The 23,524-nt window shown below is 57.5% G+C and carries 23 protein-coding genes; 14 read left to right on the forward strand and 9 right to left on the reverse strand.

All coding sequences use genetic code 11. The features are described from left to right. The first annotated feature begins 10 nt into the window (after nt 1-10). The 5 genes from J1779_RS19550 to yghU all read left to right on the forward strand — a co-directional run bounded on the left by J1779_RS19550 (nt 11) and on the right by yghU (nt 5,745). A complete protein-coding gene (locus tag J1779_RS19550) occupies nt 11-1,399 on the forward strand; it encodes an MFS transporter (RefSeq protein ID WP_235533424.1) in 1,389 nt (462 codons plus the stop codon). Beyond that, nucleotides 1,396-3,105 carry a dihydroxy-acid dehydratase gene (gene ilvD / locus J1779_RS19555; protein ID WP_217204559.1) on the forward strand — a complete coding sequence of 570 codons (1,710 nt, stop codon included), beginning with the start codon at nt 1,396-1,398 and terminating at the stop codon, nt 3,103-3,105. The genes J1779_RS19550 and ilvD overlap by 4 nt, the downstream gene beginning before the upstream one ends. Nucleotides 3,106-3,107: 2 nt before the next feature. Further along, entirely contained in the window at nt 3,108-4,004 is an 897-nt protein-coding gene (locus J1779_RS19560; protein WP_217204560.1) for a dihydrodipicolinate synthase family protein, read from the forward strand. 15 nt (nt 4,005-4,019) lie between these two features. Then, nucleotides 4,020-4,793 (forward strand): SDR family NAD(P)-dependent oxidoreductase, encoded by a 774-nt coding sequence (locus J1779_RS19565; protein WP_122097501.1) that lies wholly within the window; start codon nt 4,020-4,022, stop codon nt 4,791-4,793. Between the two features lie 106 nt (nt 4,794-4,899). Then, nucleotides 4,900-5,745 (forward strand): glutathione-dependent disulfide-bond oxidoreductase, encoded by an 846-nt coding sequence (gene yghU / locus J1779_RS19570; RefSeq protein ID WP_217204561.1) that lies wholly within the window; start codon nt 4,900-4,902, stop codon nt 5,743-5,745. A gap of 68 nt (nt 5,746-5,813) precedes the next feature. On the opposite strand, the gene yghX is transcribed toward yghU, so the two are convergent. Further along, nucleotides 5,814-6,719 carry a YghX family hydrolase gene (gene yghX / locus J1779_RS19575; protein WP_056774285.1) on the reverse strand — a complete coding sequence of 302 codons (906 nt, stop codon included), beginning with the start codon at nt 6,717-6,719 and terminating at the stop codon, nt 5,814-5,816. 155 nt (nt 6,720-6,874) lie between these two features. Here yghX and J1779_RS19580 point away from each other — a divergent pair, with 155 nt between their 5' ends. Together J1779_RS19580 and J1779_RS19585 are read left to right on the forward strand one after the other, a co-directional pair. Next, a complete protein-coding gene (locus J1779_RS19580) occupies nt 6,875-7,879 on the forward strand; it encodes a WaaS/CpsH family glycosyltransferase (RefSeq protein WP_217204562.1) in 1,005 nt (334 codons plus the stop codon). A 43-nt stretch (nt 7,880-7,922) separates the two neighbouring features. Next, entirely contained in the window at nt 7,923-8,123 is a 201-nt protein-coding gene (locus J1779_RS19585) for a DNA polymerase III subunit theta (RefSeq protein ID WP_056774278.1), read from the forward strand. A 10-nt stretch (nt 8,124-8,133) separates the two neighbouring features. Here J1779_RS19585 and J1779_RS19590 read toward each other — a convergent pair whose 3' ends face one another. Beyond that, nucleotides 8,134-9,015, reverse strand: a complete 882-nt coding sequence (locus tag J1779_RS19590) for a LysR substrate-binding domain-containing protein (RefSeq protein WP_217204563.1) — start codon at nt 9,013-9,015, stop codon at nt 8,134-8,136. Between the two features lie 105 nt (nt 9,016-9,120). On the opposite strand from J1779_RS19590, the gene J1779_RS19595 reads away from it, so the two are divergent. Both J1779_RS19595 and J1779_RS19600 read left to right on the forward strand, forming a co-directional pair. Next, on the forward strand, nt 9,121-9,444 hold the full coding sequence (locus J1779_RS19595; RefSeq protein WP_238485227.1) for a carboxymuconolactone decarboxylase family protein: 324 nt from the start codon (nt 9,121-9,123) through the stop codon (nt 9,442-9,444). 15 nt (nt 9,445-9,459) lie between these two features. Beyond that, nucleotides 9,460-9,858: a tautomerase family protein gene (locus tag J1779_RS19600; RefSeq protein WP_217204565.1), complete on the forward strand. Its 399-nt coding sequence runs from the start codon at nt 9,460-9,462 to the stop codon at nt 9,856-9,858. A 57-nt stretch (nt 9,859-9,915) separates the two neighbouring features. Here J1779_RS19600 and J1779_RS19605 read toward each other — a convergent pair whose 3' ends face one another. The 7 genes from J1779_RS19605 to hypA form a co-directional block, all read right to left on the reverse strand. Continuing rightward, a complete protein-coding gene (locus J1779_RS19605; protein WP_217204566.1) occupies nt 9,916-11,205 on the reverse strand; it encodes a glycoside hydrolase family 68 protein in 1,290 nt (429 codons plus the stop codon). A 252-nt stretch (nt 11,206-11,457) separates the two neighbouring features. Continuing rightward, entirely contained in the window at nt 11,458-13,539 is a 2,082-nt protein-coding gene (gene flhA, locus J1779_RS19610) for a formate hydrogenlyase transcriptional activator FlhA (protein ID WP_235533422.1), read from the reverse strand. 128 nt (nt 13,540-13,667) lie between these two features. After that, complete coding sequence (hypE, locus tag J1779_RS19615) at nt 13,668-14,690, reverse strand: hydrogenase expression/formation protein HypE (protein ID WP_056774260.1); 1,023 nt, start codon at nt 14,688-14,690, stop codon at nt 13,668-13,670. Then, a complete protein-coding gene (gene hypD, locus J1779_RS19620) occupies nt 14,687-15,841 on the reverse strand; it encodes a hydrogenase formation protein HypD (protein ID WP_217204567.1) in 1,155 nt (384 codons plus the stop codon). Before hypD ends, hypE begins: the two co-directional genes overlap by 4 nt. Further along, nucleotides 15,841-16,119, reverse strand: coding sequence for a HypC/HybG/HupF family hydrogenase formation chaperone (locus J1779_RS19625; RefSeq protein WP_056774253.1), 279 nt, complete (start codon nt 16,117-16,119; stop codon nt 15,841-15,843). The genes hypD and J1779_RS19625 overlap by 1 nt, the downstream gene beginning before the upstream one ends. Beyond that, the gene (gene hypB, locus J1779_RS19630) at nt 16,110-16,913 is read right to left on the reverse strand and encodes a hydrogenase nickel incorporation protein HypB (protein ID WP_122097493.1); all 804 of its coding nucleotides are present in this window, start codon (nt 16,911-16,913) and stop codon (nt 16,110-16,112) included. The genes J1779_RS19625 and hypB overlap by 10 nt, the downstream gene beginning before the upstream one ends. 28 nt (nt 16,914-16,941) lie before the next feature. After that, nucleotides 16,942-17,286, reverse strand: coding sequence for a hydrogenase maturation nickel metallochaperone HypA (hypA, locus tag J1779_RS19635; protein WP_056774386.1), 345 nt, complete (start codon nt 17,284-17,286; stop codon nt 16,942-16,944). A 334-nt stretch (nt 17,287-17,620) separates the two neighbouring features. Between hypA and J1779_RS19640 the strand changes: the two genes are divergently transcribed. From J1779_RS19640 to J1779_RS19660, 5 genes are all read left to right on the forward strand, one after another. Further along, nucleotides 17,621-18,091: a formate hydrogenlyase regulator HycA gene (locus tag J1779_RS19640; RefSeq protein WP_136375700.1), complete on the forward strand. Its 471-nt coding sequence runs from the start codon at nt 17,621-17,623 to the stop codon at nt 18,089-18,091. A 168-nt stretch (nt 18,092-18,259) separates the two neighbouring features. Continuing rightward, nucleotides 18,260-18,883: a 4Fe-4S dicluster domain-containing protein gene (locus J1779_RS19645; RefSeq protein WP_205965144.1), complete on the forward strand. Its 624-nt coding sequence runs from the start codon at nt 18,260-18,262 to the stop codon at nt 18,881-18,883. Then, nucleotides 18,880-20,784 (forward strand): proton-conducting transporter transmembrane domain-containing protein, encoded by a 1,905-nt coding sequence (locus J1779_RS19650; protein WP_217204568.1) that lies wholly within the window; start codon nt 18,880-18,882, stop codon nt 20,782-20,784. The genes J1779_RS19645 and J1779_RS19650 overlap by 4 nt, the downstream gene beginning before the upstream one ends. Nucleotides 20,785-20,794: 10 nt before the next feature. Then, entirely contained in the window at nt 20,795-21,748 is a 954-nt protein-coding gene (locus J1779_RS19655; RefSeq protein WP_183847857.1) for a respiratory chain complex I subunit 1 family protein, read from the forward strand. Between the two features lie 44 nt (nt 21,749-21,792). Beyond that, complete coding sequence (locus tag J1779_RS19660) at nt 21,793-23,517, forward strand: hydrogenase large subunit (RefSeq protein ID WP_183847859.1); 1,725 nt, start codon at nt 21,793-21,795, stop codon at nt 23,515-23,517. Nucleotides 23,518-23,524 lie beyond the last annotated feature (7 nt).

A 23,524-nucleotide genomic window follows, 5' to 3' on the forward strand; every position in this document is an offset into this window, starting at 1 on the left:
GGCGGGGGAAATGAAGAGATCAGAACCTATGGCGATTATTCATTCTGAAAACAGAGCTGACGCGGTGTACAGCAAAATCACCCGTCGCCTGATCCCGTTTTTAATTCTGTGCTACTTCTTCGCGTATCTGGATCGCGTCAATATCGGTTTTGCCAAACTGCATATGCAGGATGCGCTGAACTTCAGCGACACGGTGTACGGGCTGGGTGCCGGTATCTTTTTCATCGGCTATTTCCTGTTTGAACTGCCGAGCAACCTGATGATGCAACGCTACGGCCCGCGCTTCTGGATAGCGCGGATCATGATCAGCTGGGCGGTGCTGTCAGCGGCGATGATCTTTGTGACCACGCCGATGCAATTCTATGTGCTGCGCTTCCTGCTCGGCGTGGCCGAAGCCGGTTTCTTCCCCGGTATCGTCTTTTATCTCACGCTGTGGTTTCCGTCGTGGCGCTCGGCACGCACGCTCGGCCTGTTCATTCTGGTCACGCCGTTGTCCACCATCATTGGCAGCCCGCTGTCCGGTTTGATTTTGAAAACCTTTGAGGGCGTCGATGGCCTGCACAACTGGCAATGGCTGTTTGTGGTGGAGGCGATCCCCTCTTTCCTGCTGGCTTTTGTGGTACTGAAATATCTTGATAACGACGTCAACGCCGCCCGCTGGTTAAGTGCACAAGAGAAACAGATTGTCGCCGAGGATCTGGAAACAGACCGTCAGCGCAGCCTGATAGCCAATGCCGGTAAACCGCCGCAAAGCCTGAAAATGATGTTTAAAAATGGCTACGTCTGGCTGCTGGCGCTGATTTTCTTCAGCTTTAACATCGGTTACTACGGCATTAATTTCTGGCTGCCGTCGATCATCAAAACCTCCGGCGTGACCGATGATTTTCACATCGGCCTGCTCGCCGCCCTGCCTTACGTGTTCGGCGCCGTGTTTATGGTGTGGAACAGCCGCCACTCAGATTTACGCCGTGAACGCCGCTGGCATATCGCCATTCCCGCCATTATTGGCGCGGTCGGCCTGAGCCTGAGCGCCTATTGCAGCGGCTCAACGGTATGGATGATGGCGTGGATTTGCTTAGCCATGTCCGGCACGCTGGCGCTTATCCCCACCTACATCAGCCTCCCCGGCACGTTGCTTTCCGGCACCGCGGCGGCGGCCGGTATCGCGCTGGTCAACTCGGTCGGCAACCTGGCCGGATTCTTCGGCCCGACCGTTCTCGGCTGGCTGAAAGACAACACCGGCAGCACCAACATGGGCCTGTATATTCTCGCCGCCTTCCTGCTGCTGTGTGCGCCATTGATATTTTTGTTACCAGCACGGCTGGTTAATCCCCGTCGCAGCCCTGAACCAGCGGCTGAAAGCGGCGTTGAATCATCATTAAAAAGAGGCAGTGTATGAGCGGATGCAGTAACGGATGTGGAACCTGTGGTGACCACTTTAACCCGGTATTAAGCGGAGACGACGGCGCACTGAAACGCGCGCTGTACAAGTCGATGGGGCATACCGATGAGCAACTGCGCCGTCCGGTGATCGCCGTGGTGAACAGCTACACCAACGCCACCGCCGGTCATGTGAACCTCAATGAGCTGACCGCCGAAGTCCTCAAAGGCATTGACGAAGCCGGTGGCGTCGGCATGGTATTTGGCACCATTGCGCCGTGCGACGGCATCGCCGAAGGCCATCTGGGCATGCGTTACATTCTGGCCGCCCGCGAAGTGATCGCAAGCTCCATCGAAGTGATGATGCGCGCCCACCGTTTCGACGGCATGGTGATGCTCGGCTCGTGCGACAAAATCGTGCCCGCCATGCTGATGGCGGCGGCACGTCTGGATATTCCGGCGATTCTGGTCAACGGCGGGCCGATGTATCCGGCGCGCTATCACGGCAAAGACTGGGACGGCAACATCGTGACCGAAGCCATCGGCTGGAAAAAGCGCGGTGAAATCGACGAGGCAGAATTCCGTCACATCGAAGATATCGCCGAGCCCGGCCCCGGCTCCTGCACCATGTACGGCACCGCCAATACCATGTGCTGCATCGCTGAAGTGATGGGCATGAGTTTACCCGGCAGCAGCACCCTGCCCGCCATTTCGCCGCAGCGCCGGGAATGCGCCTTCCGCACCGGTCAGACGGCGGTAGATCTGGTGAAACGCGGCGTGAATGCGCGCCAGATCATCACGCCGGACGCTATCCGCAACGCCATGATTTACCTGCTGGCGACCGGCGGCTCCACCAACGCCATCCTGCATTTACAGGCCATTCATTACGAAGCCGAATACGGCCATCTGCCGCTGTCGGATTTCGACAAACTCAGCCATCACGTGCCGCTGGTCGCCGCGCTGTATCCGGCGTCAGAGCACGACATGATCGACTTCTGGGAAGCCGGTGGCGTGACGGCGGTCGAGAAAGAAATCAGCGCGCTGATGCATCTGGATGCACTGACCGTCAGCGGCCAGACCAAGCGCCAGTGGCTGGAAACGCAGCCTGAAACCTCGCGTCCGGAAGTCATTCATACGCTGGCGATCCCGGTGCGCAATGAAGCCGGTGTCGCGGTGCTGCATGGCAATCTGTCGCCGCTCGGCTGCGTGGTGAAACCGGCGGCCGTGCCGGAAGACCTGATGATCTTTAGCGGCCCGGCGGTGGTGTTTAACAGCGAACAGGAATCGGTGGACGCCATTCTTTCCGGCGACATCCCGCCGGGCAGTGCGCTGGTGCTGCGTTACGAAGGGCCGAAAGGCGGGCCGGGAATGCCGGAAATGTACAAGCCGATGAAATGCCTCGAAGGCATGGGGCTGTCTGACAGCTGCGCGCTGATCACCGACGGGCGCTTCTCCGGCTCCAACCGCGGGCTGTTTGTCGGCCATATTTCGCCGGAGGCCAGCGACGGCGGCGATCTGGCGCTGGTCGAAAACGGCGACATCATCACCATCAATATTCCGACCCGCGAGCTGACGCTTAACGTCAGCGCAGACGTACTGGCCATGCGCCGCCAACACTGGGTGCCGGTCGAAAAACAGGTGCCACGCGGCTTCCTGCGTTTATACCGCCGCTGGGCATTACCGGCCGCACAGGGCGCGGTCTTAGCCGACCGTGACGAGGTGTAATGATGTATTCATCTTCACAGATTTGCGGCGTCAATCCGATTGCCGCGCTGCCTTTCACCGCGCAGGGCGAACCGGATTACGCGAGCGTTGACCGCCTGCTCGGCCACCTTGCCGACACCGGCATTCAGGGGCTGACGCTGTTTGGTATTGCCAGCGAATTCCCCAAACTCGAGGACAGCGAACGGCTGCGGCTCGCCGATCAGTTTATTTCCACGCTGAGCGGCAGCGGCATTTTCCGCGCCCTGTCCGTCACCGATCACAGCACCGAAGTGGCGGTGAAACGGGCGCGGGATTATCAGAAACGCGGCGCCGATGCCCTGATGCTGCTGCCACCGTTTTTCCTGCAACCGGATAACGCCGCGATTTCGCACCACATTTTCTCGGTGTTGGAAGCCGTGGAGATTCCGGTCATGGTGCAGTACGCGCCGGGGGAAACCGGTTTGTCGATTACGCCGGAGAAGCTCAGCGAGGTGGCCAGGCGCTACCCGCACGCGGTGTTTAAAATCGAATGCAATCCGCCGGTGGATTACACCCGTGAGTTTCTGCAACGCGCGCCGCAGGCCTGTGTGCTCAACGGTTACGCGGGTTTATACATGCCGGAGATGCTCAGCGCGGGCGGCAAAGGCGTGATGCCGGGCTGTTCGTTCAGCGAGATTTACGTGCAGATTTACCGTTTGTGGCAGGCAGGCGAACACGATCAGGCGCGGGCACTGCACGCCCGGCTTTTACCGTGGATCCGCCGCTGGATGACGCACTGTGAATACATCATTCAGGTGGAGAAAACCATTTTGCACAAACGCAGGATCATCGCCACCGACTACTGCCGCCATCCGGGCTGGACACTGACGGCAGAAGACCATCAGTCGATCGACACCTTCATCAGCACTTTTTCCCTTTAATGTTGCGGAGTTCTTATGACTACCACGCTTACATTCCCGCGCGTTGTGATCGTCACCGGTGCCAGCCAGGGCATCGGTCACGCCATCGCACGCACCTTCCTGGATCACGGTGACATCGTGATTGGCTGCGCATTTTCTTCTGCGGATAACGCCCCGCACGCCATGAAATTGCAGGCGCAGTTCCCGGAGCAGTTCTTTTATTATTCCGTCGATATCACCAAAACGGACGCCATCGCGAATTTCATCAGAGAGGTAGAAACACGCTTTGGCCGGCTGGATGTGCTGGTGTCGAATGCCGGTAAAAACGTTTTCAAAGGCATCGACTGCGAACCGGAAGACTGGCATCACAATCTGGATCTCAACCTGCGTTCGCACTGGTATATCGCCAAATGCTGCCGCGCATTGCTGGAAAAATCCAAAGGCGTGATCCTGATCATGACCTCGAATCACGCGTTTTCCACCATGCCCGGCTGCGCGCCCTACAACATCACCAAACGCGCCCTGCTTTCGCTGGTGCAAAGCCTGACCATCGAATGGGGTCCGGCGATCCGCACGGTAGGGATCGCCCCCGGTTTTATTGATACGGCGGGCAATCAGCTGTGGTTCGACGCCCATGAAGACGGCGAAGCCTCGCGCGAGGAAACCATCAGGAAACACCCGGTCGGGCGCATCGGTACGTCTGAAGAAGTGGGCGAATTGTGCCTGTATTTAGCCAGTCAGGCTGCCGGTTTTATCGCCGGTACCACCATCGTCATGGACGGCGGGCGCAGCGCATTAATGCAGGATTAAGCCCTGTGCGTGCCCTGCATCCGGCAGGGCACATTCTCAGCGTCGCGCTTTTTCATCTCCTGCTAGACTTCTCTGTCCTAACCTAAAAAAAGATGCGGAGATTTCAATGTCAGAACAGTATCAGCCACCGAAAGTCTGGACCTGGAATAAAGACGAAGTCAGTAAATTCTCGAACATCAACCGCCCGATAGCGGGCCCGACTCATGAAAAAACATTGCCGGTCGGCAGGCATCCGTTGCAGCTCTATTCCCTCGGCACGCCGAACGGCCAGAAAGTGACTATTCTGCTGGAAGAGTTACTGGCGCTGGGCATCAGCGGCGCAGAGTACGATGCGTTTATCATCCGCATCAACGAAGGCGATCAGTTCTCCAGCGGCTTTGTAGACGTCAACCCGAACTCGAAAATCCCGGCGCTGCTGGATAACTCCACCACCCCGCCGATCCGCGTGTTTGAATCCGGCAACATCCTGCTGTATCTGGCAGAGAAGTTCGGCAAGTTCCTGCCAAAAGACCTCGCCGGACGCACCGAAACCCTGAACTGGTTGTTCTGGCTGCAAGGCTCCGCGCCGTATCTGGGCGGCGGTTTCGGCCACTTCTACCATTACGCACCGGTCAAAATCGAATACGCCATTAACCGCTTTACGATGGAAGCCAAACGCCAGCTCGACGTGTTAGACCGCCAGCTGGCGGAGCACCGTTTTATTGCCGGTGAAGAGTACACCATTGCCGATATCGCCATTTTCACCTGGTACGGCAGTCTGGCGCAGGGCGGGCTGTATGAGTCTGCTGAGTTCCTCGACATTCATTCCTACAAGCACTTCCAGCGCTGGGCCGAAGAAGTCGCCAGCCGTCCGGCGGTGAAACGCGGGCGCATTGTCAACCGCACCTGGGGCGATGAGCAGCTGGAAGAACGTCATGATGCATCGGATTTCGACGGCGTTCTGAAATCCTGACCGGCGTCTGACACGTAAAAAAAGGGCGGGATTTTGCGATCCCGCCCTTTTCTTTAACGTACTTTCCGTCAGGCGGTTTCCGTCTGCGGATCGAGATACTTTTTAAACCAGGCCAGCGTTCTTTCCCACGCCAGATCGGCTGCCGCTTTGTCATAACGCGGCGTCGAATCATTATGGAACCCGTGATTTACGCCGGGATAGACATACCCTTCATAAACCTTGTTATTGGCTTTGAGCGCGGCTTCATACGCGGGCCAGCCTTCGGTGATCGGCTTATCCAGCTCGGCGTAATGCAGCAGCAACGGCGCTTTGATGCGTGCCACGTCTTCCGCTTTTGGCTGACGCCCGTAAAAAGGCACCGCCGCCGCCAGTTCGGGATAGGCCACCGCCGAGGCATTCGCCACGCCGCCGCCGTAACAGAAACCGGTGATGCCGACTTTGCCGGTGGCCGTGTCGTGGTGCATCAGAAATTCGATGGCGGCGAAGAAATCATTCATCAGCTTGGTCGGATCAACGCCTTTTTGCAGCTCGCGCCCCTTTTCATCGTTACCGGGATAACCGCCCACCGAGCTGAGGCCATCCGGTGCCAGCGCGATGTATCCGGCTTTCGCCACGCGGCGCGCCACGTCTTCGATGTAGGGATTCAGCCCGCGATTTTCATGCACCACCACCACGCCCGGCACCTTGCCGGTGGCTTTTGCCGGACGCACCAGATACCCGCGCACGCTGCCGTGCCCCTGCGGCGACGGATACTGAATATATTCCGCCACAATGTCCGGATCGGTAAATTCGACCTGCTCGGCATAGGCATAATTCGGTGTCATCAGCGTGGTGAGCGCCGCCGCCGATAATCCGCCGACCACAAATTTCGCCGAGAGATCGAGAAACTCCCGTTTGGTCATCTTGCCATGCACGTAGAAATCAAAGTATTCGAGGAGTTCAGGGGGAAAATCTTTGGCCGTCATTCGCGTCATCTTGAGGCTCCGTTCAGTGCAAAAGAAGCCTGAATAATGACCTGATTCTGGCGATTTTGTAAACCAATTGTGAAATACCAGGCCAATTCGGGCGCCTTACGCGCCCCCTTTGCGCACCGGAAATGGTAGACTGCGGGATAAAAAAGGGGAGCGTAATGGGTAATCATCAAAGGAAAGCAGCCAACATACATTTCGTTGAGTGGAACTCAGAATACGAAAGGATGATGACGTCTGCCCTCAAAAAAGACTTCAACGTCAGTGAGATTTATCGCGTCAAACAGCATTTCAAGTCTGTGCAAAATCTCCTGCCTGGAAACACGCTCAGGCGCTGCCATGCCAGATGGCAAAGTGCGATAAAATTTCGGCATGTCGCTGACAACGATGTGATCATTTGCAATGGCTACAGCGCGTTTCTGTTGCTGGATCTGATTGCGCCGCTGCGTTGTAAAAAGATCCTGGTTTTGCGTGACGCCGTGTCGGCACTGACCTCTAAGCGCCGCCGCCTGAAATTGCTTTCCGACAATGAAAACTATCTGGACAGAGTGAAACCTGTTTTTGACGTTATCTACAGTTTCGACCCGGAAGATTGCCTGAAATATCAACTTGCCTATGTCGATCAGTTTTTACCCTTTACCCGCAACGACATCGCGGCGTGGCGGGCTGAACCGGCCAACGCCCCGTCTGCGCACTCATGCTTTTATGTCGGTGGCTATGATGATGGCCGGGCCAATCTGATTAACCAACTGGCGCCGTTGTTGCAGGAAAATCAGTGCCAGCCGGATTTTTATCTGGTGGGCGGTGATGCGGAAAACCCCCATTACCCGGCCTTCTGCATCAATCAAAAACTCAGTTATCAGCGAAATATTGAAAAACTCAAACGTTCCACCGTCGTGCTCGAAATCAATAAGCCGGGCCAACACGGATTAACGCTGCGCGCGCTCGAAGCGATGGCTTTCAACAAAAAGCTGATAACCAATAATGCCTCGATAAAAGATCATGCTTTTTATCATCCCGACAAAATCTTTATCTGGGGAGAAGACGACCACGACACTATTGCCCGCTTTCTTTCCTCAGCGCATCAGGAAACCGATCTGGCATTGCTGGAGAAGTATTGCGCTGACGGCATGCTGAAAACCCTGGCCGGAACGGCAGCAGAGTAAAGACAGTGCGGGACAACGTAACCATTCAGTTAAAGGAGACACCATGAACACATCACTCGCAGGGCTCAGTAAAGAAGAAATGGACAAAGTGAGTGCCGGGCTCGCGGCCGGGACTGTCGCGGTGCGCGAGCGCAATAATCTGCCGGTAAATGCAGATGAAGTGGAAATGGAGCAGCCGGAACATCTGCGCGCCTATTTTCGCGAGCGTCTGGAACATTACCGCCAGCAGCCAGCGAAAAAGTGATCCGCGCGGCTCAGCCCGCGTGCGCAAAGAAAGCGATAATCGCCTCTTTCAGATGCCTCGCCGCCTCGCCGGGCAGCGTCTCGCTCTGATGGAGGCTGATGCCCACATCCCCCGCCGCAGGCAGTTCGCTCAGGCAATGTAACGACGCCGGCAGACCGAAACCGGTACGCAACGTCACCCCCAGCCCCGCCGAAGTTGCCGCCCAAATTCCGCTCAGACTGCAGCTGGTAAAGGCGATCCGCCAGGGGATTCCGGCGCGATCCAGCGCCGCGGTTGCCGCACTGCGCATCAGGCATGGCGCGTCAAACACCAGCAGCGGCAGCGGTTCACCGGAGGCCAACATTTCGCTGACGGGGAAATTCGCCGGGCCAATCCAGCGCAAAGGCACCCGCCCCAGCGACTGGCTCGACGGGAAAAGCAGCGTCTCTTCGGCCTGCCAGCACAGCGCCAGATCGAACTCATTGTGCCGGATCCCCTCAAGCAACTGCCGGTTACGGGTAATGCTGGCCGAAATCTGCACCTGCGGATGGGTGCGGGTAAATTGCCCGAGAATGGCCGGTAACAGGATTTCGCCGAAATCTTCCTGCATGCCCACGCTGAGGCTGCCACCCGGCACGCCCGCCCGCAGCGCCGCGCTGGCGTCGTCGTTCAGGCTGAGGATCCGTCGCGCATAGCTCAGCATCACTTCGCCACGTTCGGTCAAAATCAGGTGTCGTCCGGATTTCTGCACCAGATCCGTCCCCGCCTGTTGCTCCAGCTTTTTCAGCTGTGCGCTGACGGCGGAGGTCGAACGCCCCAGCCGGTCGGCGGCCAGCACAAAACTTCCCAGCTCAATGCCGGTCACAAAACTGCGCAACGCCTCTGAATCAAAAGTCACTGGCCTTTTCGACACGCTAACCATCCCGTATTTATGAAGTAATGCTGCTGATATTTTCGATATTCAGGATAATCATAACGCCTTATGCTCCATTTCACACCGACAAACATGGAGCCTGATATGAGCACAACGCCCCCTTCCCTGCGCCCGCCTGAAAACATGGCGCGCCTGACGCCAAAACTGGCAGAACTGACCGAACAGGTGCTGTTTGGCGATCTCTGGCACAGAGACGAACTTTCCCCGCGTGACCGCAGCATGATCACCGTGGCCGCGCTGATTGCCCTGAACCGCAGTGAACAACTGCCCTTCCATCTGGATCTGGCCGTTAAAAACGGTGTCGGCCACGCCGAGCTGGCAGAAGTGATCACTCATCTGGCGTTTTATGCCGGATGGCCCGCCGCCGCGTCAGCCCTGACCCGCTTCGCCGCTCTCAACGATCAGTAACCGGAGGATCTGACAATGCCTTTCAGCCGAATTTCTTTACCCGCTCACCGTGCAGATGCCTGGCAGGACGCCATTTCTGCCATTTTACAGGAGACGCTGGTCGATCATTTCTCTGTCCCCAAAGAAGACTGTTTTCAGCTATTCGAACCCGCCAGCCGCGGCCAGCGGGTGATCAACCCGACCTATTTAGCCGGAGATAATGACCGGCGCTCAGACGATTTTTTGCTGTTTCACATCACCGCAGGCAAACCGCGCAACGGTTATCAGAAACAGCAGCTGTTCCGTCATCTGGCCGATAAATTACATGCCGCGCTGGGCATTTCTGCGGCGGATGTGATGGTGGTGGTAACTTTTACCCAGCCGGAAGACTGGTCATTCAGCCACGGAGAGATGTTTCAGCTGGCAGGAAAATAACCGCAGCCACGCAGAAAAGGCTGCCCGAAGGCAGCCTGAGGAACAGTCAGCGTAAAATTATGCCTGCAGAATCACATCAGCCATTGGCGGGATGTAACCGTAATCGTACTCACCGACCACAAACGTCTGTTCGCCTTTGAGCTTGATTTTCACGGTCGGCGCTTCGGTGCCGCCGATGCGGTAATCCAGACCGGTGGTGGCTTTATCGACCGGGACACTGTCGATAAACGACGTGACCAGACCGTTAGGCATCACATAGTGGGAATAGGTCTGGTAAGGCTGTGAAGGCGGGTTACCCAGCACCAGGCCGGAGCCGTTCAGCGGCACATACGGGCCGAACAGTGCGTCACTGACAAAACCGTAAACCCCGTCCGGACCGGTCACCCCTTCGCCATAGGTGAATTTATGACTGATGGTGAACAGGTAATATTTCCCGTCCTGGAACACAAAGTGCGGGCGTTCTGTCTGATCATTTACCCCGACCGCCGTCAGCAACGGGGGCAGCAATGTCCAGCTGTCGCCGTTTTCATCTGCCGCTTGCGCGATACCGATGCACGCCGTCTGATAGCGTGAATTGCCCACGTCTTCATAGCCCGGTGGCACATCACCGATTTCATCCGGCCCGACCACGTGGGAACCGCGGTCGCCCGCCACATTCCCTTCAAACAACATATACAGCTTGCCGCTTTTCGGGTCGCGGAACGGGAACGGGTCGCGAAAGCCCCAGTAAGGGTTTTGGGTTTCGGTCTGATAGATTTTCCCGTCGGGGTCAAACAGCGGTTTCACCGCAGTAAAATCCGCCACCTCAACACCCTGTTGAGTGGTGATCACGCGTCCGCGGACTTTTACAATCGTCGCACCCGGTGTTACCGCCGTATAATATAAATCCACTTCCCCTTTATTATTTAATAATACCGGTGAACCCGCCCATTCGCGCACTGTAGGAGAAACACCTTCAGCCATTACGCGGCCACCAAATACCCAGTCTTTTCCGGTTGCGGAATACCAGTAGCAGATTTTTGCGCGGCCATGTCGGTTATTCCAGTCGAGGGTAATATCGTAATTGCCATTGGCATCAATATTTGCCGGATCATGTGGCTGACGGTCTGCCGTCAGGGTAAAGATGACTGACCAGCCATCGACCGACAGTACGTTACCGTCAATGTCGCGCAGCGGCATGGTGTCCCAGATAAAGACCTCATCACTCATGACCGGGAAGTCACCGCTGACGCGTGGTTGCGTTGTGGTCGGGTCATTTTCATTCACTTTCAGGGCATCGGCACGGGTCCAGATACTCGGCTTTTTCGCCGCCTGTTCCTGCAAGCCTTTTTCGATTACGTTACTCATAAACCACCTCATCATTATAAAATTCAAAAGATTCAAATTAATTAATTTGCCGGTTTCGCTGCGCTCAATAATATTCATTCACCAAGCGTTGCCGACAGAGTTAATACTGAACCCTGAGGATTTTCTGATAAAGCAGTTGGCGTCCGGTGGCGGCTCACAGGACGTACGAATAATTAACCCGTGGATTTAAAATAAAAAACCCTGAGGCGGAGTCAGGGTTTTTTATCGGTATTTACATGATTAGGATATTTATTATCTGGCGGCAATACCCAGCTTTTTCATCCGTGATAATAGCGTGGTACGCTTTAGCCCGAGGCGCTGTGCGGCACCACGCGGCCCGGCCACCACGCCATTGGTTTCTTTCAGCACGGCCAGGATACGTTCACGTTCATCCTGATCGCTGAGTTGCGCCACCGCGTCCGTCTTCACCTGCGGCGCGACCACGGGCAAGGTGGTCAGCGGGTAATTCAGCTCGGGAAGTTGCAGATCTAACACCGTGCCGCGCGTCAGCAGCACCGCGCGTTCAATGACATTTTCCAGCTCACGCACATTACCCGGCCACGGCATACGGCTCAGCAGGCGCAGGGTTTCCGCCGGAATACTGTCGATGGTGCGCTTCATGCGTTTAGCGATTTTATAAGTGAGGAATTTCACCAGTTGCGGAATATCTTCCGGGCGTTCGCGCAGCGGCGGAATAATGATCGGAAAAACGTTCAGCCGGTAAAACAGATCGCTGCGAAATTCTTTGTCAGCCACCATCTGCTGCAAATCCCGGTTGGTGGCGGCGATCATCCGCACGTTGACCGAAATCAGTTTGTTACCGCCTACCCGTTCAAACTCCTGTTCCTGAAGGATGCGCAAAAGTTTGGGTTGCAGCTCGAGGGGAATTTCTCCGACTTCATCCAGAAACAGCGTTCCTTTATCCGCCAGTTCGAAGCGCCCCATCCGTTGTGCGGTCGCGCCGGTAAAAGAGCCTTTTTCATGGCCGAATAAATCACTTTCCATCAGCCCGGCGGGCATGGCCGCACAGTTCATTTTCACCATACGCTGGTCACGGCGATCGCCGAGATTGTGGATCGCTCGGGCGATAAGCTCTTTACCGGTGCCGGTTTCGCCGAGGATCAGCACCGAGCAGTCACTTTTCGCGACGATTTCCACCTGTTTCAGCACCGCTGACATACTCGAACTGCGCCCGACAATATCGCTGAAATCCGGGTTATTGCTGTTGATCTGCTCGGTGAGATACAGGTTTTCGTGTTGCAGTTTTTCTTTCAGGCTTTTGATTTCCTGATAGGCCAGCGCGTTGTCTACCGCGATGGCGATACGTTCTGCTATTTGTTGCAGCAGACGCAGATTTGCAGAATTGAAATTGTCCGGCTGGCACTGCGCCAGTTTCAGTACGCCCAGCGTTTTATGGCCGAAACGCAGCGGCAGAATACACAGCGTTTTGGTCTGCTCCCGCCACAGCAAATGGAACAGCGTGCTTTCTTCGCTTTCCCGCTCTGCGTCTGGCCGCACGTTAGTCAGCAGCATCTCGCCGCTTTTCATCACCTGCTGTTCAAGGGTGCCCTCCAGCGCCATCCGTGATTGTTCACGTTCCGCCACGTGCGCCTGCACGTAATGCGTGGCATAGACGCTGGCCGGTTCCGTCTCTTTTTCGGCATCGCATAACACTATGCTGATGGCGTTGATGTGAAAGAAATGGTGGATGGTTTTGGCGATTTCGCCGGTCAGTTCATCGAGATCCAGCTTGGACAGCACCGCGTTGGTGATATCCACCAGAATGCGAAAATCGTCACGTTCATGACGCAGCAGGGAGTGCTGAAACTGTGCATTTTCACGCAACCGGATCTGTTCGACGGCGATGGCAGCCAGCATACAGAGTTCATGCAGACCCGCGTTGTCTTCCTCGCTGAACGGACGATCGTGCTGGCGGGTAAACTCGCAGCCGCCGAGCAGGCCGGTGGAGGCCAGCAGCGGCACCAGACAATAATCGGTAAACGGCGGATAGAGATTCAGCGCAGCCAGTTGCGGATAGCGCAGGTTCAGCGCTTCGCTGCGCCAGACCTGCGTTTTAGGGTTGTTCAGCAGGCCGTGCACCGGCCCGGTGGCTAACAGGGTTTCATCTTCATAACTGACCGGCTGATGGTGCGGATCGATACCGTAAAAACTGACGCGATCGCTGTTGCTGTCAAACAGCACCAGCGTCACCGCTTCGGCGATACCGGCACTCTGAACCACCTGCGTCAGGGTTTCCAGCAGTGAAACCATGGTCTGTTGCAGCAACAGCGTGCGCGTCAGTTCCAGTAACCCTTTATGTTTTGTGATGCTCATTGTTGCACTCTGCATAGCGTTAGCTCTGGATACCTGTTCTTTCAGTTGCATAACTGGGTTGCAAAAATTTCTCCGAAGGGGCAGACCAAAAGTCTACCCCTTTCATGGCAGGCCACTCCCTGCCGAGATCAACAAATGCGGGGTAACGGCTCCGCATGGGGCAACATCAGCTGGCGGACGACGCCCAGCGCACCCCGTAAACAGACCTGCGGATGTTCCGTCACCTCGCCAATGGTCCGGGCATCGATGCCCAGAGGATGGCTCTGCAGGATATCCAGCACCGCCTTTTCCACCTGCGGGGACACCACCAGCACCAGTTTGCCTTCGTTGGCAAAATTGAGCGGCTCAAGCCCCAGCAGCTCGCAAATACCGCGCACCGCCGGTTTCACCGGCAGGGCATCTTCGTCAATGCAGATCCCGAAACCACTGGCCTCGCAAAACTCATGCAAAATGGCATTGACCCCGCCGCGGGTGGCATCCCGCAGTGCGTGGACTCCGGCCAACGCACGCAGCGGCGCAATCATCGGGGCCAGCACGGCGCAGTCACTTTCCACCCCGAGATCCATACCGAGCTGTTCCCGCAGATTCAGGATCGCCGCACCGTGATCGCCGAGCGTGCCGCTGACAATCACTTTGTCTCCGGCTTCGAGGGTTTTCGCCGCCCACTTCACTGAGGTGGGGATCACGCCAATCCCGGCGGTATTGATAAAGATTTTGTCCGCCGCGCCGCGCTGCACCACTTTGGTGTCGCCGGTCACGATGGCAATGCCCGCATCGCGGGCGGTCTTCGCCATTGCGCCGACGATTTTCTGCAAATCCGCCAGCGGCAACCCCTCTTCGAGAATGAATCCGCAGGAGAGATAAGCCGGTGTTGCGCCGCTGACGGCCAGATCGTTCGCCGTACCGCACACCGCCAGTTTGCCAATGTTGCCGCCGGGAAAGAAAATCGGGTCGATAACGTAGCTGTCAGTGGTGAATGCCAGCCGGTCGCCCTGACGGGTGAGATCGGCCAGGTTCAGCCGCGCGCCGTCTTCACATTCGTTAAGCCAGGGGTTATCAAATGCGGCGCGAAACGTCCGTTCGATCATCTGCTGCATAGCCCGTCCGCCGCTGCCGTGCGCCATGGTCACCACGTCATTACGGTTACTCATCCTGCCACCTTCTGTCGTTGATGCGTCTGCACGCGTTGCGTTTCCTGATGCCGGTACTGATACCACGCGGCGCAGGCGCCTTCGGACGACACCATCAGCGCACCGAATGCGTTATGCGGCGTGCAACCGGTGCCAAACAGCGGGCACTGATGCGGCTTGCAGCGTCCGGTCAGCACTTCGCCGCAGCGTGCACGCGGATCGTCAGCGACCGACTGCGCCTGCGGGTTAAAGCGCCGCTCGGCATCGAATGCCGCGTAGCCCTTAGTCAGCGAAATACCGGAATTTTCTATCAGCCCCAGACCGCGCCATTCGCTGCTGCCCGACAGCACAAACACGTCGCGCATGGCGTCCTGTGCCAGCAGGTTACCCTCTTCCGGCACCACGCGGCGGTACTGGTTTTCAGTTTTACACGATGCCTCGCAAACTTGTTCCACCAGCATCAGAACGCTTTGCAGCATATCCAGCGGTTCAAATCCGCTGATCACCAGCGGTTTACCAAATTGCGTATTGATAAAGTGATACGGCGAGGTGCCGATCACCATGCTGACGTGGCCGGGCGCGAGGAACGCATCGATGCGCACGTCGTCTTGTTGCAGCAGGCTGCGCAAGGTAGGGATCAGGCTGATGTGCTGGCAGAACACGCTGAAGTTCATCAGACCTTCACGCCGCGCCTGTTGCAGCGTCACGGCGGTCACCGGCAGCGTGGTTTCAAAACCAAGGGCGAAAAACACCACCTGACGCGCCGGGTTTTCCCGCGCCAGTTTCAGCGCATCGAGCGGCGAATAGACTACGCGCACGTCGGCGCCGCGTTCGCGCTCCTGTAACAGCGAACCCTGTTTACCCGGCACGCGCAGCGCATCGCCAAAGGTGCAGAAAATCACCTCGGGATGCGCGGCGATTTCACAGCAGGCGTCGATGCGCCCCATTGGCAATACGCAGACCGGACACCCCGGCCCGTGGATAAACTCAAGCTGCGGTGGCAGCAGTTTATCCAGCCCGAATTTGAAAATCGCGTGGGTGTGGCCGCCGCAGACTTCCATAATCTGCATCGGTTTTGCGGCGCTGTAAGGCAGTTGCGCCGCCCGCTGATGCAGCCGTTCGATCAGCGTTTTGGCAAGTTTAGGATCGCGGAATTCATCGACAAATCGCATTATCTGACCTCCCCTCTGCCGAGGAACAGCGCGACGTCGGCTTCCACTTCCTCCATGGCGTGCAGCGCCGCCAGCGTTTCCTGCGCCTCCTGTTCGTCGAGTTTGCTCAGCGCGAAACCGACGTGGATCAATACCCAGCAGCCGATCAGCGCCTGCCGGTTCTCACCACCGACCAGCGCGATATTCACCTCGCGGCGCATTCCGCACACCTGCGCCCAGGCGTGGTCGGGTTGCTGATCGTGCAGGGCAACGATTTGCCCCGGAATGCCTATGCACATCGCTGTTGCTCCAGCCACGCCAGCCAACGCGCCATCCCTTCACCGGTGGTCGCAGAGAGCTGAATCACCTCAATGTCCGGGTTAACCTGGCGCGCATTGGCAATGCAAACCTCAACGTCGAACGTCACGTAAGGCAGCAGATCGATTTTATTGAGGATCATCAGCCGGGAAGCGGCAAACATATGCGGATATTTCAGCGGTTTGTCTTCGCCTTCGGTGACAGAAAGCACCGCCACTTTATGACGCTCGCCGAGATCGAAACTGGCGGGGCACACCAGATTTCCGACATTTTCGATAAACAGCAGGCTGCCGTTTTCAGGTGCCAGCTGGTGTACCGCGTCGTGCACCATTTGCGCGTCGAGATGGCAGCCTTTGCCGGTATTCACCTGAATCGCCGGCACCCCGGTGGCGCGAATGCGGTCAGCATCATTGGTGGTTTGCTGATCGCCTTCCACCACCGCGCAGCTCACCTGCGATGCCAGACGGGTCAGCGTGCTGGTCAGCAACGTCGTTTTGCCGGATCCGGGGCTGGACACCAGATTCAGCGCCAGGATCGACGCACTGGCAAAGTGCTCGCGGTTATGCGCCGCAATGTGATTATTCTTCGCCAGCACGTCCATTTCGATATCAATCAGGCGGCGCGGCGCAAACGGCAGGCCGTGGGAATGATCATCATGAGAGTGGAAATGTGGCGACGCGTCGTGAGGGTGCTGATGGGAATGTTGATGGAGATGTTCACTGCTGACGCCTTCAATCCGAAGTTCGCCACTGGCACAACCGCAGGTACTGCACATAATTTTCTCCCGGGGCAAAACGCGCCCGTTATTCGATTTCAATACGTTTTAATTTCATGCCGTCGTCAGCAACAACGCGGACATGACGGCCGCCGCACAGCGGGCAAAGCAGTACGCCGGGGCTGAGCAGGCGGATGTCGAGCTGGCAATCGTGGCACCAGCACTCTGCCGCAGGCGTCGCGAGATGCAGCTCGCAGCCTTCGGCCAGCGTTTCGCGGCAGGCCAGTTCAAAACAGAATGTCAGCGCGTCAGGCTCGACGCAGGAAAATGCCCCCACTTCCATCCACACGGCGGTGATCCGGCGGGCATTATTTTGCCGGGCAAATTGCTGCATTAATTCGACGGCATTCTGGCACAGGGTTATTTCGTGCATCGCGTCCGCTCTTTTAAAAATGATGACAGTGCGCTGCAATATTAATGCCAGAGTGTATTCATGAACTGAGAAGGGAATATTTCCGTCGGTCTGTCAGGCGGCGGTCAGCCCCCGTCATATATGTCGAAATAAGGTGTCATCGACATGTCATTTAATTTCCCTTCCACATCCCTGTTAATACGAAAAATATCCAACAACCTGAATTTAAAGCAGTTAACAGAAAAATTCCGCAACTGGCACGCTTTATGCCAATACAGCCCTATGCGCCGTATTTTCGTCGTCATCTGACATTTCGAAATGGCACCCTTACAGAACTCAACAACGGGTAACCACCATGAGCACTCTCAGCGAACTGACCACTAAAGCGGATTACATTGCCAGCAAAAATAATCAGCTGAAATCACACTGGCACACCTATCAGAACAGCCTGATCCAGGCGATCACCACAACAAATAAGAAAATAAATCATGAGTTTACCTGTAGCGAAGAGCAGGACATTCGCTTCACGCTGTTTAACCATTTCTCAGTCAGCATTCATCTGAGCGATGACTTCTACAGTCAGGACGTGATTTACAGCCTGAACATGGCACCGGCCAGCGAAGAACCGGAATTTAAAGCGTTTGCCCACGCCAGACTGAGCGAAGACGGCCATCTCGACGATGTGGTGGATATCCGTGACAAACATGCGGTACAGGAACATTACCTGAATAAGATTTCCGCTATTTATCAGTGCCTGTTCGATTCCCTGCATAACAATCAGGCCGTTTTACCGCAATTAGAAAAATTGCTGATTCAGGAAAAATAATCCTGCGGAATTCATTTTCACGGCGTGGCGAAAATAAATACCCCCTCGCTGAACTGCCGTTTCTTTAATGGGATTAATTCCGACATAAGTGTCGAAATGTCATTTTTAGTGCCGATTTCGTCATCTTTGACGAAATAGAAAGGAGAGGTCATGAGCGTTAAAACGGCCATGAATCAATATGTGATAGCCGACCCGAAACGTTGTATCGGCTGCAATACCTGTATGGCCAGCTGCTCGCAGGAACATCAGCGCCACGGCTTACAGTCTGCTCCCCGTCTGCAGGTGATGCGTAACCGTCTGGATTCCGCGCCGGTCATGTGTCACCAGTGTGAAGATGCCCCCTGCGCGCAGGTGTGCCCGGTGAATGCCATCACCCGCGAAAATGACGCCATTCATCTGAATGAAAGTCTGTGCGTCAGCTGCAAACTGTGCGGTATCGCCTGCCCGTTTGGCGCGATCACCTTTTCAGGCAGTACGCCCGTGGACATTCCGCGCGACTGCAACACATGGAAAGCGCAGCCCGCCCCGCGCGCACCCCGTGCGGTCAGCCCGTTTCTTGACTGCGTTCCCGGCATTCGCGCCGTGGCGGTGAAATGCGATTTGTGCAGCTTCAGCCCGCAAGGCCCGGCGTGCATCACCTCCTGCCCGACGCAGGCGATCACGCTGGTGACCGCCGGTCTGTCTGCCCGCGCCAGCCAGCAAAAACGCCTGAACGCCATGACCGTTTTCCCCGCCGATCTCCCGGTCGATTTAACCGCCTTCACCGCACCTGACGCGGAGACAAAATCATGACGTCTTTATTGGCTTTGACTCCGGCGTCCCTGCTGGCGCTGGCGCTGATGCTCTGGTTACTGAGCGGTGTCCTGAGTTGGCTGGTGGCGGTTTTTGCACGCCTGAGCAGCCTGATTTCCGGCCTCGGCGGCATGCTGGCCTCCCTCGCCGCCATGACGGCGGCGTTGCAGATAGTGCACGGCGGCCCTGCGCAGGCGATCACGCTGCCGCTGCTGCATTTCGCGGCGGAGTTCAGCGCGCTGAACGGCCTGCTGCTGCTGGCGATGTCCGTTCCGGCGCTGTTTTGCAGCCTGTATGCCTGCGCATGGCTCAACGCGGTGAATTCACGCACGCGCGCACGCACCGGGCTGTTGTGCAATCTGCTGCTGGCCGCACTGGCCGCCGCGTCAGTGTCTGCCAATGCCGTTCAGCTGATTCTGATGATGGAGCTGGCGGCACTGTGCGCCTATTTCCTGATCGTACAGAGCGACGATGTAAAAAGCCGTCGCGCCGGTCTGAACCAGTTTCTCTCGGGCCGCCTCGGCACGCTGTGCCTGATCCTGGCCTTTGCCCTGCTGCATCACACCAGCGGCAGCGTCAATTTTGAGGTGCTGCGCCAGGCAACGTTGACGCCGGGCATTAAATCGGCGGCCTTCCTGCTGGCGCTGGCGGGTTTCGGGCTGTACGCCGGAATTATTCCGCTGCACGCCTGGGTGCCGCAGTCACATTCCAGCGCGCCCGCTCACGCCGCCGCGCTGTTCTCCGCCGCGCTGATGAAAATCGGCATTATCGGCATCGTAAAAGTCGGTCTGGATCTGCTGGGCGCACCGCCACTCTGGTGGGGCCTGATGGTGTTGCTTCTGGCGATCCTGACCGCATTTATTGGCGGGCTGTACGCGCTGATGGAACATGATCTCCGCCGTCTGCTGGCTTATCACACGCTGGAAAACGTCGGGATTATCCTGCTCGGCGTGGGGGGCGCGATGGTGGGCGTGGCGCTGGATCTGCCGGTGCTGGCGTCGCTTGCGCTGCTGGCCGGGCTGTTCCATCTGTTCAACCACGGCCTGTTCAAAACCGCGCTGTTCCTCGGTGCCGGTGAAATCGAAATGCAGACCGGCATCAGGGATATGGAAAAACTCGGCGGTATTGCGCGGCTGATGCCGTGGACCGCCGTGGCGGTGCTGATTGCCCTGATGTCGATGGCGGCACTGCCGCCGCTCAACGGCTTTGCCAGCGAATGGCTGCTGTATCAGTCGCTGTTCCAGCTGAGCGCCAGCAAGGTGTTTATCGCGCGTCTGCTCGGGCCGCTGCTGGCGGTCGGTCTGGCGCTGACCGGGGCACTGGCGCTGATGTGTATTGCCAAAGTTTTCGGCGTCACCTTCCTTGGCGCACCGCGCAGTCAGGCGGCGGCAGATGCCACACCCGCCCCGCTGGCGATGACGCTCGGCAGTCTCTTACCGGCGCTGCTGTGCATTCTGTCTGGCGTCGCCTCCCCCTGGATCATTCCGCACTTTTCCGGCGTGGCTGCTTCCGTGCTGAATACGCAGCTCATGCCGTTTGCCCGAAACGGTGCGGCGGTGTCCGGCACCTCCGCCGTCTGTGCCCCGATGATTGCCCTGCTGCTTCTGGCGATGCCGTTACTGCCGTGGCTGATTGCCAGCCTGTTACGCGGAGCGCGTCTGCCGAACCGTGTGCGCGGCGACGCCTGGGCGTGCGGTTATGGACATTCCGCTGAGATGGTGGTGACCGCCACCGGTTTTGCCCAGCCGCTGCGCGTGATGTTTGCGCCGTTATATCGCCTGCGCCAGCGCGCCACGCCTGCCGCGCTGGTGGCTGCCCTGCACCGGGGCTGGCTCGGGGCGTTCTGCCGTCGTCTGGCTTTCATCGAACTGGCCGTGTTGCTGGTTGTGGCTTTTGCCTGAGGAACTAAAGATGAATTTTCCCGTTTTGTTAAACACCGCCCTGTGGCCGCTGGCGCTGATCCAGGCGGTGGCCCTGCTGGCTGTCGCGCCGCTGTTTGCCGGTTTCAGCCGCGTGATGCGCGCCCGGATGCACAACCGGCAGGGGCCGGGCGTGTTACAGGAATATCGCGATATCGCCAAATTACTGACACGCCAGAGCGTGGCACCGGCGGCATCGGGCGCGGCGTTTCGCAGTATGCCGTATCTGCTGACCGGCGGATTGCTGGTCATCGCCACCGCCCTGCCAGCGGTGACGCTGGCATCACCGTTGGGAGCGGCGGGCGATCTGATCACCGTCATTTATCTTTTCGCCATCGTGCGCTTCGTGTTCGCCATCGCCGGGCTGGATACCGGCAGCCCGTTCACCGGCATGGGTGCCAGCCGCGAGGCGGTACTCGGCGTGCTGGTCGAGCCGATTCTGCTGCTCGGCCTGTGGGTCGCGGCGCTGGTGGCCGGTTCCACGTCACTCGGCGCGATTGCTGCCCGCGTGCTGCACTGGCCGGTGTCGTCTTCGTTAACGCTGATTCTGGCCGCGCTGGCCTGCGCTTTTGCCACCTATATCGAAATGGGCAAGCTGCCGTTTGATATGGCCGAAGCCGAGCAGGAATTGCAGGAAGGCCCGCTCACCGAATACTCCGGCGCGGCGCTCGGCGTACTGAAACTGGGGATCAGTCTGAAGCAGCTGGTGGTGTTGCAACTGTTTCTCGGTCTGTTTTTCCCGTTCGGTCTGGCAGAGCACCTCACGCCACTGACGCTGCTGATGGCGGTGATCGTCTGCCTGCTGAAACTGCTGGTTGCCGTTTTTCTGGTGGCACTGATTGAAAACAGCGTCGCCCGTCTGCGCTTTCTTAAAACCTCCCGCACCACCTGGGCGGGCTTCGGGCTGGCGTTTCTGGCGCTGGTGTCCTGGCTGGTCGCAGGCTGACCTGACATTTTTCGTGTCCCGCTGCGGCGGGAAGAGGCTTTGTAATGAGTGAATTCAATACCGCGTTAAACCAAAATCCGGTGGGTAAGCATTATCTGGCGGCGCTGGCGAAGCAGTTTCCTTCGGCAATTTTAGGCAGCGAATGGCAGACCGATACGCAGGCCACCGTGACCATCAAACTCAATGCCCTGCCGGAAGTGGTCGAGTGGTTGTATTACCAGCAGGGCGGATGGCTGTCGGTTTTATTCGGCAATGACGAGCGCACGCTGTGCGGCAACTATGCGCTGTACTACGTGCTGTCGATGGAACAGGGCGTGAAATGCTGGATCACCGTGCGCGCCGAAGTGGATCCCGTCTCGCTGGAATTTCCTTCCGTGACGCCCCGCGTACCGGCAGCCGTCTGGGGCGAGCGCGAAGTGCGCGACATGTACGGCCTGCGTCCGGTGGGTTTGCCGGATGAACGCCGCCTGGTGCTGCCCGATGACTGGCCTGACGATTTATATCCGCTGCGCAAAGACGCCATGGATTACCGCCAGCGCCCTGCGCCGACCACGGACGAAGAAACCTATCCGTTTATTTCTGAGGCCAAAGAAGGCAGCAAAATTGTGCCGATCGGCCCGCTGCACGTCACCTCTGACGAACCCGGACATTTTCGTCTGTTCGTCGATGGCGAAGACATTATCGATGCCGATTACCGCCTGTTTTACGTGCATCGCGGCATGGAAAAACTGGCCGAAACCCGCATGGGTTACAACGAAGTGACGTTCCTGTCAGACCGCGTTTGCGGCATTTGCGGCTTCACGCACAGCGTCGCCTACACCTCGTCGGTGGAAAATGCGATGGGGATCGTCGTGCCGGAACGGGCGCAGATGATCCGCTCGATTCTGCTGGAAGTGGAACGCCTGCACAGCCATCTGCTGAACCTCGGTCTGGCCTGTCATTTCGTCGGTTTTGACTCCGGCTTTATGCAGTTCTTCCGCGTGCGCGAGCAGTCCATGAAGATGGCGGAGATCCTCACCGGCGCACGGAAAACCTACGGTATGAACCTGATTGGCGGCATGCGTCGCGACATTTTAAAAGACGATATGATCGCCACCATTGCGCTGGCGGGCAGCATGCGCCGTGATCTCAACGAGCTGGTGGATATTCTGCTCAGCACGCCGAATACCGAACAGCGCAGCGTCGGCGTCGGCATTCTGGATCCGCAGGTGGCGCGTGATTTCAGCAACGTCGGCCCGATGGTGCGCGGCAGCGGCCATCGCCGCGATATGCGTCAGGATCACCCTTACGCCGGTTACGCCAAACTGCCGTTTGAGCTGTGCAGCGAAACCGGTAACGACGTCTATTCCCGCCTGAAAGTGCGCATCCACGAAGTTTTCAATTCCCTGAATATGATCGAGTTTGGCCTGCAAAGCCTGCCGGGCGGCCCGCTTGCCGTGGAAGGTTTTACCTATATTCCGCACCGCTTTGCGCTGGGTTTTGCCGAAGCACCGCGCGGCGACGACATTCACTGGAGCATGACCGGCGATAACCAGAAGCTGTTCCGCTGGCGCTGCCGGGCGGCCACCTACGCCAACTGGCCGACGCTGCGCTACATGCTGCGCGGCAATACGGTGTCCGATGCGCCGCTGATCATCGGCAGTCTCGATCCCTGCTATTCCTGCACTGACCGCATGACGGTGGTCGATGTGCGTAAGAAAACGACCATTGTCGTGCCTTACAAAGAGATCGAACGTTACGGCATCGAACGCAAAAATTCGCCGCTTTAAGGAGCCG

Source organism: Rahnella rivi, from assembly GCF_019049655.1.
GTDB classification, from domain to species: Bacteria; Pseudomonadota; Gammaproteobacteria; order Enterobacterales; family Enterobacteriaceae; genus Rahnella; species Rahnella rivi.

What these genes read in the sequence shown, in the direction of transcription:
- J1779_RS19550 (WP_235533424.1), top strand. Translation starts at nt 11, where the DNA reads ATGAAGAGATCAGAACCTATGGCGATTATTCATTCTGAAAACAGAGCT.
- ilvD (WP_217204559.1), top strand. Translation starts at nt 1,396, where the DNA reads ATGAGCGGATGCAGTAACGGATGTGGAACCTGTGGTGACCACTTTAAC.
- J1779_RS19560 (WP_217204560.1), top strand. Translation starts at nt 3,108, where the DNA reads ATGTATTCATCTTCACAGATTTGCGGCGTCAATCCGATTGCCGCGCTG.
- J1779_RS19565 (WP_122097501.1), top strand. Translation starts at nt 4,020, where the DNA reads ATGACTACCACGCTTACATTCCCGCGCGTTGTGATCGTCACCGGTGCC.
- yghU (WP_217204561.1), top strand. Translation starts at nt 4,900, where the DNA reads ATGTCAGAACAGTATCAGCCACCGAAAGTCTGGACCTGGAATAAAGAC.
- yghX (WP_056774285.1), bottom strand. Translation starts at nt 6,719, where the DNA reads ATGACGCGAATGACGGCCAAAGATTTTCCCCCTGAACTCCTCGAATAC.
- J1779_RS19580 (WP_217204562.1), top strand. Translation starts at nt 6,875, where the DNA reads ATGGGTAATCATCAAAGGAAAGCAGCCAACATACATTTCGTTGAGTGG.
- J1779_RS19585 (WP_056774278.1), top strand. Translation starts at nt 7,923, where the DNA reads ATGAACACATCACTCGCAGGGCTCAGTAAAGAAGAAATGGACAAAGTG.
- J1779_RS19595 (WP_238485227.1), top strand. Translation starts at nt 9,121, where the DNA reads ATGAGCACAACGCCCCCTTCCCTGCGCCCGCCTGAAAACATGGCGCGC.
- J1779_RS19600 (WP_217204565.1), top strand. Translation starts at nt 9,460, where the DNA reads ATGCCTTTCAGCCGAATTTCTTTACCCGCTCACCGTGCAGATGCCTGG.
- J1779_RS19605 (WP_217204566.1), bottom strand. Translation starts at nt 11,205, where the DNA reads ATGAGTAACGTAATCGAAAAAGGCTTGCAGGAACAGGCGGCGAAAAAG.
- flhA (WP_235533422.1), bottom strand. Translation starts at nt 13,539, where the DNA reads ATGAGCATCACAAAACATAAAGGGTTACTGGAACTGACGCGCACGCTG.
- hypE (WP_056774260.1), bottom strand. Translation starts at nt 14,690, where the DNA reads ATGAGTAACCGTAATGACGTGGTGACCATGGCGCACGGCAGCGGCGGA.
- hypD (WP_217204567.1), bottom strand. Translation starts at nt 15,841, where the DNA reads ATGCGATTTGTCGATGAATTCCGCGATCCTAAACTTGCCAAAACGCTG.
- J1779_RS19625 (WP_056774253.1), bottom strand. Translation starts at nt 16,119, where the DNA reads ATGTGCATAGGCATTCCGGGGCAAATCGTTGCCCTGCACGATCAGCAA.
- hypB (WP_122097493.1), bottom strand. Translation starts at nt 16,913, where the DNA reads ATGTGCAGTACCTGCGGTTGTGCCAGTGGCGAACTTCGGATTGAAGGC.
- hypA (WP_056774386.1), bottom strand. Translation starts at nt 17,286, where the DNA reads ATGCACGAAATAACCCTGTGCCAGAATGCCGTCGAATTAATGCAGCAA.
- J1779_RS19640 (WP_136375700.1), top strand. Translation starts at nt 17,621, where the DNA reads ATGAGCACTCTCAGCGAACTGACCACTAAAGCGGATTACATTGCCAGC.
- J1779_RS19645 (WP_205965144.1), top strand. Translation starts at nt 18,260, where the DNA reads ATGAATCAATATGTGATAGCCGACCCGAAACGTTGTATCGGCTGCAAT.
- J1779_RS19650 (WP_217204568.1), top strand. Translation starts at nt 18,880, where the DNA reads ATGACGTCTTTATTGGCTTTGACTCCGGCGTCCCTGCTGGCGCTGGCG.
- J1779_RS19655 (WP_183847857.1), top strand. Translation starts at nt 20,795, where the DNA reads ATGAATTTTCCCGTTTTGTTAAACACCGCCCTGTGGCCGCTGGCGCTG.
- J1779_RS19660 (WP_183847859.1), top strand. Translation starts at nt 21,793, where the DNA reads ATGAGTGAATTCAATACCGCGTTAAACCAAAATCCGGTGGGTAAGCAT.